This is a genomic window from Sandaracinaceae bacterium, assembly GCA_016706685.1.
Classification (GTDB): domain Bacteria; phylum Myxococcota_A; class Polyangia; order Polyangiales; family Houyiibacteriaceae; genus JADJJE01.
The window spans coordinates 162,102-173,482 of sequence record JADJJE010000017.1 but is presented as its reverse complement, the minus strand read 5'-3'; the positions used below and the strand labels follow the sequence as shown (position 1 = coordinate 173,482).

Annotated in this window: 7 protein-coding genes; 6 read left to right on the top strand and 1 reads right to left on the bottom strand. The window is 70.0% G+C overall.

The genetic code is table 11. From position 1 onward, the window contains the following. On the bottom strand, positions 1-2,781 hold a 2,781-nt coding region (locus IPI43_21670), incomplete at its 3' end, for a hypothetical protein (GenBank protein MBK7776708.1). A 167-nt stretch (positions 2,782-2,948) separates the two neighbouring features. Here IPI43_21670 and IPI43_21665 point away from each other — a divergent pair. From IPI43_21665 to IPI43_21640, 6 genes are all read left to right on the top strand, one after another. After that, positions 2,949-4,568 (top strand): alkaline phosphatase family protein, encoded by a 1,620-nt coding sequence (locus IPI43_21665; protein MBK7776707.1) that lies wholly within the window; start codon positions 2,949-2,951, stop codon positions 4,566-4,568. Beyond that, complete coding sequence (tkt, locus tag IPI43_21660; GenBank protein MBK7776706.1) at positions 4,565-6,559, top strand: transketolase; 1,995 nt, start codon at positions 4,565-4,567, stop codon at positions 6,557-6,559. Before IPI43_21665 ends, tkt begins: the two co-directional genes overlap by 4 nt. 56 nt (positions 6,560-6,615) lie before the next feature. Beyond that, a complete protein-coding gene (locus tag IPI43_21655) occupies positions 6,616-7,494 on the top strand; it encodes a DMT family transporter (protein ID MBK7776705.1) in 879 nt (292 codons plus the stop codon). Beyond that, positions 7,491-7,751 (top strand): SemiSWEET transporter, encoded by a 261-nt coding sequence (locus IPI43_21650; GenBank protein ID MBK7776704.1) that lies wholly within the window; start codon positions 7,491-7,493, stop codon positions 7,749-7,751. Before IPI43_21655 ends, IPI43_21650 begins: the two co-directional genes overlap by 4 nt. An 87-nt stretch (positions 7,752-7,838) precedes the next feature. Continuing rightward, positions 7,839-10,280, top strand: a complete 2,442-nt coding sequence (locus IPI43_21645) for a response regulator (GenBank protein MBK7776703.1) — start codon at positions 7,839-7,841, stop codon at positions 10,278-10,280. A gap of 126 nt (positions 10,281-10,406) precedes the next feature. Further along, complete coding sequence (locus tag IPI43_21640) at positions 10,407-11,381, top strand: hypothetical protein (GenBank protein MBK7776702.1); 975 nt, start codon at positions 10,407-10,409, stop codon at positions 11,379-11,381.

The following is an 11,381-nucleotide window of genomic DNA, read 5'->3' as shown; positions in this document are numbered from 1 at the left end:
GAAGTTGATGCTCTCGTCGTAGCTGCCCGGCGCGGTGCCTTGCGGGTTCCCGTAGAGCATGGGGTAGAGCTCGGTCCACACGTCGTCCAGCACCACCTCGTAGTGCAGCACGTCGTCCACGATCACGTACACCGTGGGGTGCTCGGCGCGGTAGTCCACCACGACGCCGTACGTGTCGAAGCCGGTGTTGGGGCCCGGGAAGCTCGCCTTGGGGATCAGGTTGCGCCAGCTGCCGCCCAACACGTTGATGGCCACGCTCTGCGGCACGTCGTCCCAGCCGAAGGGGTTCAGATTGCCCATGCCCGTCACCAGCCCGCCGCCCATGTTTTCCGGGCTGCGCAGGCGCGAGAACTCGAAGTACCAGTAGCACCCGTAGCAGCTCTGGTTCGCGCGGATGGCCATCTTGCCGTTGCCGGTCCAGCGCACCTGCATGGCGCTCGGGTCCAGCACCACACCGGCGCCGCTCAGCGCATCCGGCACCAGCTGCACCATCGCGGGGCTCGCCACGGGGCCGGTCACACTCACGCGCACGACCGCCTCGGTCACCTGGCCGGCCGAGTCGACGACCCGCGCGCGCGCGGGGTGGATGCCCACGCCGCTCGCCACGAAAGAAAAGCTCGCGCCGCTGCCCGTGACGCGGCCCTCGTAGTACGGCGACGAGAGCAGCTCCCACGTGATCGACGCCGTCAGATCGCCGTCCTCCATGTCGAGCGCGCTGGCCGTCACCATGACACTCGCCCCGTTCGCCACGCTCTGGCTGGCGGACACCGTCAGCTCGGGCGCGTCGTCCACCGGGCCCGCGTACGTGCTGCCCCAGCCCATGACCAACGCGTCCGCTTCATCCGTGAGGCTCGCGGCGCGCAAGATCGCGTCCGCATCGTAGTGGAACGGAAAGTTGGTGGTGTCGTTGCCGGGGTTGATCTCGATCTCGGCGCCCACCACCGTGCGCAGGCCGGCTGCCAAGATGAACACGGGCGTGGTCACGGTGCTCATGGTCAGCGAGCGCACCACGTGCGGGCGCACCTCGGCGGCGTCCCAGTCGTAGTCGCGCGTGATCACGTGCACGATGGGGCTCGCGCCGCGGTAGTCCACCACCATGCCGTAGTACTCGGTCTCGTCGGCGTCGAAGAAGCCCTGGAACATGCCGTTGTAGTCGAGGCCGCCCGTCGCGGTGACCCCGAAGGCCTGGTCCGTCGTGCCCACGCTCGTGCCGTTCAGGTTGTGGGTCGCGCTGCACACGCCCACGCCGTAGGGCCCCAGCTCGTCCGTGGTGCGGTGCCCCTCGAAGTAGAAGACGCCGGCGCCGGGCGGAATGGACACGTTCGAGCGCACACCGCCGAAGTCGAGGTCCAGATCGGCGCCCAAGAGGTCGTAGTCGCGCAGCCGCACGTCCGGGTCGCGGTCTGCCGCGTTGAGCGTCACGGGCGTGTGCCCCTCGAAGGTGGCGGTGAGCGTGCGTGCCTGACCCACCATGATCACGCACGGGCCCGTCCCGCTGCAGACGCCGCCGCTGTCGGCCCAGCCGGCGAAGGTGGAGCCGGGCTCGGGGGCCGCGCTGAAGGTCACCAGCTGGCCATGGATGAATTCATGGGTGCAGCTGTCGGTGCAGTCCACGCCAGTGGGTGTGGACGTGACCGTGCCCGCGCCGCTGCGCAAGCTCGTGACGTTCACGGTGTGCGTATAGCGACGCAGCGCGAAGCTGGCGGACACTTCGGTGTCGCGGGTGATGGTCAGCTCGCAGGCCCCCGTGCCGCCGCAGTCGCCGTCCCAGCCCTCGAACTCGGAGCCAGCCACCGCGCTCGGCGTGAAGCTCAGCATGGTGCCGTAGGCCACCACCTCCGTGCAGTCGCTGCCGCAGGTGATGCCGCTCGCGGCCACGCTGCCCATGCCGTCTCCGCTGCGGGTCACCAGTACGTCGTACTGCACCTGTTCGAAGCTGGCGGTGACTTGGATGTCCCCCGTGACCGTCACCTCGCAGGTGCTGGCGGTGCCCGCGCTCGCGCACGCGCCGCCCCACGCCAGCAGCGCGCTGCCGGCCTCGGGGGTGGCGTGCAGGATCAGCTCGTCACCATGGCCGACGTGGGCTCGGCACGTCCCGCCGCAGTCGATGGCGTCTCCCACCGACGTCACCGCACCGACTCCCGTGCCCAGCAGTGCCACCTCCAAGTCGTAGACGTGGGGCTCGAACGTGGCGACTGCGATGGATGCTTCCGCCAGTGTGACGGTGCACTGCGCGGAGGTCCCGGTGCAGGCACCGCTCCAGCCCACGAAGCTCGAGCCCGGCACGGCCACGGCGGTGAGCGTCACCGCCTCATTGGCTGGGAAGCGGGCGCTGCACTCCACGTCACAGTCGATCCCCGTCGGAGACGACGTGACGCTGCCGGTGCCCGCACCCGCGATGAGGACGGTCAGCGCCTCGAGTCCGTCGTCCACCTGGGCGAACGTCACCTCCACCATGATGTCGGCGTCCACCACCACGTCGCACGTGGCGCCGCTTCCGCAGGCGCTCGGGCTCCACGCCACAAGCGACGACCCCGAGTCCGGGCTGGCCTCGAGGTGCAGCGTCGCCCCATGCGTGAGGTTCGCGTAGCAGCGACCACCGCTCGCCGCGTCGCAGTCAATCATGCTCTCCCCGGTCACCCGGCCCGTGCCATCGCCGAGCACGCGCACCACCACCACGTGGGTCTCCGGTCCCGCATCCACGGGCGGAGCGACGGCGGCCTCGCCGCAGCCGGCCGACATCAACGCTACAACCCAGATCCAAGAGAACTTCGCGCGCATGGTCCACCCCGGTGAAGAGGGTTCTGATATGGGCCGAAAGTTCCATGTATGCAAGTGTGCGTGTCGGCCGTACGTGGCGAGACATCGTGGCTCTGAGCGCGCGGGAGGATAAAGTCCCCGCGGTGTCCGCTCCGCTCGAACCCTACGTGCGCGCTCGCGACCGCGGCATGTCCGACGAGGTACGCGAGCTCTCCACCCGGGTGATCGATCCGCGCGCAGCGTCGCTGGGCTTCCTGCTGGTGGCCGGGGTGGGCGCGTTCGTGCTGTGGTGGCTGGCCGAGTCGCTCTGGCGCGAAGCGGACCACGAGACGGCGGCGACCCGCGCGCTGCGGCAGCTGGCGGACCCCGAGCCCACGCTCACGGCGGGTCACCGCGTGCGCCCCATCGTGATCCTGCTGCTGGACGGCCTGCGCGTGGACGAGGCGGCGCGCCTGCCCGCGATGCGGGCGTTCCGCGAGGGCGCGCGTACCGGCAGCCTGCTCTTTCCGAACCCCACGCTTTCGACGGGGGCCTACCACGCGCTGGTCACCGGGGCGCCCAACCGGCTGACGGGGGTGTTCACCAACCGCTACCACCGCACGTCCGACGCTGGGGTGGCGCGCGTGGACACGCTCGGCGACCGCGTGCGCGCGCTTCACGGCCGAGAGCGCTACCTGGGCGAAGATCTCGACTGGCTGTTGCAGCTGCTGACCCCCTCACTCGCGGCCCGCGAAGTCCTCGCCACGCGCGACTTCGACGCGACGGTGCGGCGCGCCATGGCCGAGCTCGCAGCGACCGCGGAGCCTGGCCTCTTGGTGGCGCACCTCCTGGCCGTGGACGAGAGCGCGCACGCAGGTGGCGTGACCAGCGCGGCGCACCGCGAGGCCTTGCGGCGCGCCGACGCCCTGATCGCCGAGCTTCACCGACAAACGCGCGAACAGCCCGGCCTCGTGGCCCTGGTGCTGGCGGACCACGGGCACCTGGCTGTGGGTGGACATGGCGGCGACGAGCCCGAGGTGATGCGAGCGCCGTTTGCCCTGCGCGCAGATGGGCTCGCGCCGGGCCACATCGAGGACCTGCCGCCCGAGTGCGTGCCGCGACTGCTCACGTTGGCTAGCGGCCTGCCCACGCCGCGCTCGTCCACCTGCGTGCTCTTCGACGCACCCGCACCTGAGCGATTGCTCGAGCGCGCGGCCTTCGCGGAGGACGCCGCACGTCAACAGCGGCTGTACCACGAGGCGCGCACACTGGGTGTGCTGGGGCTCGCCATGCTGTTGGCGCTCATGGGTCTCGGAGCCACCAAGCGCAGCTTCACGGGGCTGGACGCGGGGAGCTTGCTGGCGCCCCTGGTGTGGCTGGCCGGCGTGGTGCTCGGGCACCGTCTGCTGCTGCAGAAGCCGTTCACCCTGAGCGCGCTCGATGTGGTCACTCCGCACCTCGTGAGCGTCGGGGTCCTGGGCGTGAGCTCGGGGGCGCTGGGGATTGCGCTCGGCGCGCTGCGAGCCACGCGGAACGGGCGTCCACCCACGCCTCCCAGGCTGGCCCTGCGGCGGGCGTCGGGCGCCCTGGTGTGGGCGTCGATCGCCGCTTTCGCCTTGGCCTGGGCGCGCATCGGGGGTTCGTACTCACCCTGGCCACTGACCGCTTTCGCGGCCTACGCCCCTGTTTTCCTGGCTGCTGCCGGCATCGGAGCGCTGATCGTAGCGGCGCTGGTGTTGTTGGGGACCGTAGCCAAACGGGAGGATCCGTACTATGAGCGGCCCACGGCAGACGGGGGACCGTCCACCGGCTCAGGAGACATCACGTGACGCAGCAGACCCCCCTCGACGCTCTCGCCGTCAACACCATCCGCGGCCTCTCCATGGACGCGGTGCAGGCCGCCAACTCCGGGCACCCAGGCACCCCGATGGCGCTCGCGGCGCTGGGCTGGACGGTCTTCACCAAGCTGCGCAAGCACGACCCGATCTCGCCGGAGTGGGCCGACCGCGACCGCTTCATCTTGTCCTGCGGCCACGCGTCCATGTTGCAGTACGCGCTGCTGCACCTCACGGGCTACGACCTCTCGCTCGACGACATCAAGCAGTTCCGCCAGTGGCACAGCAAGACGCCGGGGCACCCCGAGCTGCACGACACGCCGGGCGTGGAGGTCACCACCGGTCCGCTCGGGCAGGGCATCGCCAACGCGGTCGGCATGGCCATGGCCGAGCAGTTCCTCGCGGCGCGCTTCAACCAGCCGGGGCACACGCTGTTCGACCACAAGGTGTGGGTCATCGCGTCCGACGGAGACCTGATGGAGGGCGTCTCGGCCGAGGCCGCCTCCATGGCCGGGCACTTGAAGCTCGGGAAGATCATCGCGTACTGGGATGACAACAGCATCACCATCGACGGCCGCACCGACATCTCGTTCACCGAGGACGTGCTGGCGCGCTACCGCGCCTACGGCTGGCATACCGAGAGTGTGGACGACGGCGAGGACATCGAGGCCATCTTGGCCGCGTCGCGCAAGGCCGAGGCCGACCCGCGCCCCAGCCTGATCCGCGTGAAGACCATCATCGGTTTCCCGGCGCCCACCAAGAAGGACTCCCCCGCCGCGCACGGCGCGCCGCTCGGAGCCGCCGAGATCAAGGCCACCAAGGCCATCATGGGCTGGCCCGAGGAGCCCTTCCACGTGCCCGCCGAGCTCGGCGCCGCGCGTGACGCCGCCGTGGCCGCAGGCGCCAAGCACAAGGCGGCTTGGGACGCGCAGCTCGCGGCCTACCGCGCGGCCTTCCCGGAGCTGGCTGCTCAGCTGGACGTCGCGCTCGCCCAGGGCCTGCCGGAAGGCTGGGACGCGAACCTGCCCAAGTTCGAGCCCAGCGCCAAGGGCGTGGCCACGCGCAAGGCCAGCGCCACCGTGTTGAACGCGCTGGCCAAGGCCATCCCGCACCTGGTCGGCGGCTCGGCCGACCTCGCGGGCAGCAACGGCTCGGAGCTCAGCGGCCTGCCGTTCTACGGGCGCGTCGGCGCGGGCGAGGTGCCGCGCAACATCAACTTCGGCGTGCGCGAGCACGCCATGGGCTCGGCCCTCAACGGCATGGCGCTGCACGGCGGCATGATCCCCTTCGGCGCCACGTTTCTCATCTTCGGCGACTACATGCGCCCCACCATGCGCCTGGCCGCGCTCATGAAGCTGCGCACGCGCTACATCCTCACGCACGACAGCATTGGCCTCGGTGAGGACGGCCCCACGCACCAGCCGGTGGAGCAGCTGTCCACCATGCGCGCCATCCCCGGGTTCGCCACGTTCCGCCCCGGCGACGCCAACGAGACGCGCGAGTGCTGGAAGGCCGCGCTGCAGTGGGAGGGCCCGGCGGCGCTGGTGCTCACGCGCCAGGACATCCCCACCATGGACCGTGACGTCAGCGGCACGCAGCGCGGCGGCTACATCCTGAGCGAGGCCGAGGGCGGCGCAGCGCAGGTGGTGATCATCGCCTCGGGCAGCGAGGTGGAGCTGGCCATCAAGGCGCAGGCCACCCTCGCCGCCAAGGGCGTGCGCGCCCGCGTGGTGAGCCTGCCCTGTTGGGAGCTCTTCGAGGCGCAGGACGCCGCCTATCGCGACAGCGTCATGCTGCCCGACCTCCGCGCGCGTGTGGCCGTCGAGGCCGGCAGCGGCTTCGGCTGGGAGCGCTACCTCGGCATGCGCGGCCGCTTCGTGGGCATGAAGGGCTTCGGTGCTTCGGCCCCTGCCGAGCTGCTCTACGAAAAGTTCGGGATCACGGCCGAAGCCGTGGTCGAGGCGGCGCTGGCGCAGCTGAGCTGAGCTGGCGTGGGCCGCGTTGCTCCCCACGCTGGCTATGCCACCTCTCCCCGAGCGACATGGAGAACTTGCGCGGCATCCTCTTGATGGTGGCTTCGATGGCGGGTTTCGCCCTCGAGGACATGTTCATCAAGTGGACGTCCGCCAAGATGCCCACGGGGCAGATTCTGGTGATGCTCAGCGTCTCGGGCACCCCCATCTTCGCGGCGTTGGTCCTCCGCCAGGGTGTTCCGCTCTTCACGCGCGACCTGTTCCACCCCGCGGTGGTCGCGCGCAACGTGGGCGAGATGGTGGGCACCCTCGGGTTCATCACCGCCATCACGCTCACCCCGCTCACCAGCGCGACCGCCATCTTTCAGGCCACGCCGCTCGTCGTCACGCTCGGCGCGGCGGTGCTCTTCGGCGAAGAGGTCGGCTGGCAGCGCTGGCTCGCCATGGCGGTGGGCTTCGCGGGCGTGCTCATCGTCATCCGTCCGGGCCTCGATGGCTTCGAGCCCGCATCGCTGTGGGCAGTGCTTGCCGTGTTGGGCCTCTCGATGCGTGACGTGGCCACGCGCCGCGTGCCGCCCAGCATCGTCACCATGCACCTCGCGTTCTCCGGCTTCATCGCCGTGGGCGTGCTCGGCGCGGCGATGCTCCTGGTGAGCGGCGGCGCCATCGTGCCCACCGGCGTGCAGCTGGGCCACCTGACCGGCGCGCTCACCTGCGGCATCGTCTCCTACTGGGCCATCACGGAGGCCATGCGCCTCGGCGACGTGTCCGTCGTCACGCCCTTCCGCTACTCGCGCCTGATCTTCGCGCTCATCATCGGGGTCTTTGCGTTTCACGAGCGCCCCGATCTCCCAACGCTGTCGGGGGCCACCCTCATCATCGTCTCCGGCCTCTACACCCTCAACCGCGAGCGTCAGCGCCGCCGCAACTCGAGGCTCCCGACATGACCGAGTGGATAGGCTTCGTCGCCGCGTTCTGCACCACGGCCGCTTTCATCCCGCAGGTGGTGCAGGTCTGGCGCACGCGCCGCACCGATGATCTCTCGCTCGGGATGTTCTCGCTGCTGACGGTGGGCATCGCCCTCTGGCTCGTGTACGGGATCCTGCACGACAGCGCGCCCGTGTACCTCGCCAATGGCTGCACGCTGGTGCTGGCCGGGTACATCCTCTACATGAAGCTGACCGAGGGGTCGCGCCGCTCCTGAGGCGCCTGCTGCTGCGACGCTTCCGTCGCCCGCCCCGAGTATGGCAATCTGCTGCGGAAGGCGTCCTGCTGCGAAATCGAGGCCAAGGTGCTGACTAGTGTCCGTGTGCCAGAGGCGTTCGCGCCCATCTTCGAGAAGGCGCAAGAGTACGTCCAGCGCTACTTCTCCGGCGTACGCTTCAGCCCCGAGCACGGCACCATCGGCATCGCAGACGAGCGCTACGTCCTCGTGCGCGCCGGCTCGCTCTCGGTCGAGTTCTTCGACGTGGTGCGCGGTCTGTATGGCGACACGCGCGACGAGGGTGTCTCCGTGGCGCGCGAGATCCTGTTCGACCTCGCCCACGCCATGGGGCTGGCCGATGCGCGCGTCTTCGCCGAGAAGATGGGCGTGACCGAGCCCATCGACCGACTGTCGGCGGGGCCCATCCACTTTGCCTATGCGGGCTGGGCCTTCGTGGACATCCACCCGGAGAGCGCCCCAGCACCCGGAGACGACTACGTCCTGTACTACGATCACCCGTACTCGATGGAGGCCGACGGTTGGATCGCCGCGGGGCGTGTGGCCGACTTCCCCGTCTGCGTGATGAACGCCGGCTACTCCTCGGGCTGGTGCGAGTCGAGCTTCGGCATCCCCCTGGTGGCGAGCGAGATCACCTGCCGCGCCAAGGGCGACCCTCACTGCCGTTTCATCATGGCGCCGCCGCACCGCATCGAGGGGCGCATCCGCGAGTACCTGGCGGCCCATCCCGGCGTCGTGCCGGAGCCCACCGCCATCGAGGTGCCCGGGTTCTTCCGGCGCAAGTCCACCTCCGAGGCGCTGAGCGCGCGGACCGAGCAGCTGTCCGCCCAGAACGCCGAGCTCGAGCGCCGAGTGGCCGAGCGCACCGCCGCTCTCCTTCGCGCCAACGAGGCGCTCTCGCGCGAGCTGGTGGAGCGCCGCGAGACAGAGGCGGCGCTGCGGGAGTCCGAGGAGCTGAACCACCGCATCCTCGAGGCGGTGCCCAGCGGCATCGTGCACGTGGCGCTCAGCGGGGCCATCCAGTCGGCCAACGCAGAGGCCCAGCAGATCCTCGGGCTGAGCTACGACGCGCTCACCCAGCGGTACACCTCGGACTTCGCCAGCGTCACCATCTGGGAGAGCGGAGAGCCCGCAGCACCCGAGGACTACCCCGTGACCCGCGCGCTCGCGACCGGCCTCGCGCAGCCTCCGGTGACTTTCGGCGTGCGTCGCCCCGACGGGAAGACGTCTTGGGCCATCTTCCGCGCGGTCCCCGTGCGCGATCCGCACTCGCGCGAGGTCAGCGGCGCCATCGTCACGTTCGTGGACATCACGCAGCGCAAGGCGGACGAAGAGCTGCGTCGGCGCCTCGAAGAGAAGGTTCAGCGTTCGCAGAAGCTCGAGAGCCTGGGTCTCTTGGCCGGTGGCATCGCGCACGACTTCAACAACCTGTTGGTGGGCATCCTCGGGAACGCGTCCTGGCTGGCCAGCGGTAAGGCGCAGGGCACGCGCGAGTGGGAGGCCACGCAGCGCATCGTGACCGCTGGGCGGCGCGCGGCGGACCTCACCAAGCAGATGCTGGCGTACTCCGGTCGGGCGCGCCTCGAGACCGTCCGCGTCAACCTGCCCGAGGTGGTGCGTGAGATGCACGAGCTGCTGCACGCGTCCATTCCGCAGAGCGTGCGCGTGGAGTTCGAGCCCGTCGCGGATGCGCTGTGGGTGGAGGGCGACCCGGCCCAGCTCGGGCAAGTGATCATGAACCTGCTCACGAACGCGTACGAGGCCACCAGCGCGGCGATGCGCAGCGCTGGGAGCGTGCGCGTCTCCACCACGCGCGTGACGCTTCTCGCGGGTGCACTGGCGGACATGGTCGAGCACGAGCGCGCCCAGGCGGGGGAGTTCGTCTGCCTCACGGTCATGGACGATGGCATCGGCATGGACCACGAGACCATGCAGCACGTCTTCGATCCGTTCTTCACCACCAAGGAGCTCGGCCACGGGCTCGGGCTCGCGGCCGTCCTCGGCATCATTCGCGCACACCGTGGCGCGCTCGACATCGCCTCGGAACCGGGCCGTGGGACCACCTTCCGCGTCTTCATCCCCGAGGCGCCGGGCCCCTCGAACATGAGCCCGCCCCCGAGGCCCGACCGACCACCAGCAAAGCTCACGGGGCTCTTCCTGGTGGTGGACGACGAGCCCGTGGTGCGCGCCGTTGCTTCTGCAGTGCTCGCGCAGCTGGGTCTGACCGTCATCGAGGCGCGCGATGGCGCGGAGGGCATCGCCATCTATCGCCGCCACATGGGTGAGCTCCAGGGCGTGTTCCTCGACCTGACCATGCCCGTGCTGGATGGCTTCGAGGTCATGCGCGAGATCCGCGCGAAGGACCCCATGCTGCCCATCGTGCTGTGCTCGGGCTACGACCGGCACGAGGTCATCGCTCGCTTGCCTCAGGATCCCCGCTGTCAGTTCCTGGCCAAGCCTTTCACAGTGCACGAACTCGAGGACGCCGTGCGCACCCTGATTGGCGTCTGAGCCGCAGCAACACGTCGGGGACATGACCATTCTTCCCGGGGCCCCGTTGACATAATTTTCAACTGGTGTCGTAGTGAACTCATGCCGTTCTCCACTTCAATGGTTGGAGCCGCGCTCCTGGGTGCGATGATCTTCCTGTCACCCGCAGTGGCCAGCGCACAGACGCTGACGTCCATCTGGCGCGACTTCTACCAAGGGTGTGCGCAGGACGAAGAGCATCGCCAGCTGTGCGCCTGCGCGGCGACCGAGTTCATTCAGCGCTGTCAGGGCTTGGGCAGCGGCAGCCCCGTGCAGGTGGCGCAGTGCGTGCAGCGCAACCAGGACGCGTGGCTCGACCCGGTGGTGGAGCTCTGCCACGGGTACGGTGCCCTCCACGTCGCCGGGCCGGTGGCCACCCCCACGCCGCGCGCGGTGTCGGGCCGCGGCGCCACGATGTCGCAAGACGCCGTGTGGTCCGCCGCCTACGAGGGTTGCGAGCCCAACATGACGCCGGGCGCCCACCGCGAATACGCCTGCGCCTGCGTCGCGTCCTACGTGGTGCAGACGTGTGCCGCGAGCGGCTCGGTGCCGGCCCGGCACGTCTCTTCGTGTGTGCCGGCGATGCGGTCCGAGATCGAGCGCGTCACGCCTCTCTGCTCGCAGTTCGGGGCGCTCGCCACGGGTGCCGCGCCCGTGACGGCTGCCACCGCACCGGCGCCGCCAGCAGCACCGACCCACCCCGTGGCCGTCCAGCTCTGCAACGAGCTCGAAGATCTGCCGGACCCCACGCAGCGCCTCGAGTGCGCGCGTGTGATGACCACCGTGACCTCGTCGGACGTGCAGGCATTCCTCGGGTACCTGCCGTCTGCGGGCCGCGTGCGCCTCTTCCGAGACGCGGGCTCGAACCCGGCTGCGGTGCGTGCGCACTTCGCGCGCAACCGCGGCCTCGAAGTGGTGTTCAGCGGGCCCCGCCCGGCCGTCTACGTCATCCCGGGAGCGAGCCCGCAGCTCGTGCTCTTGGACTCTGACGTGGTGGATGCCCCCGCCCCCGAGGCACGTTTTCGCTGGAACGCACAGACCGTGAGGTGGGAGCTGGTCAGCATCGACTACGCTTCCGAGTGA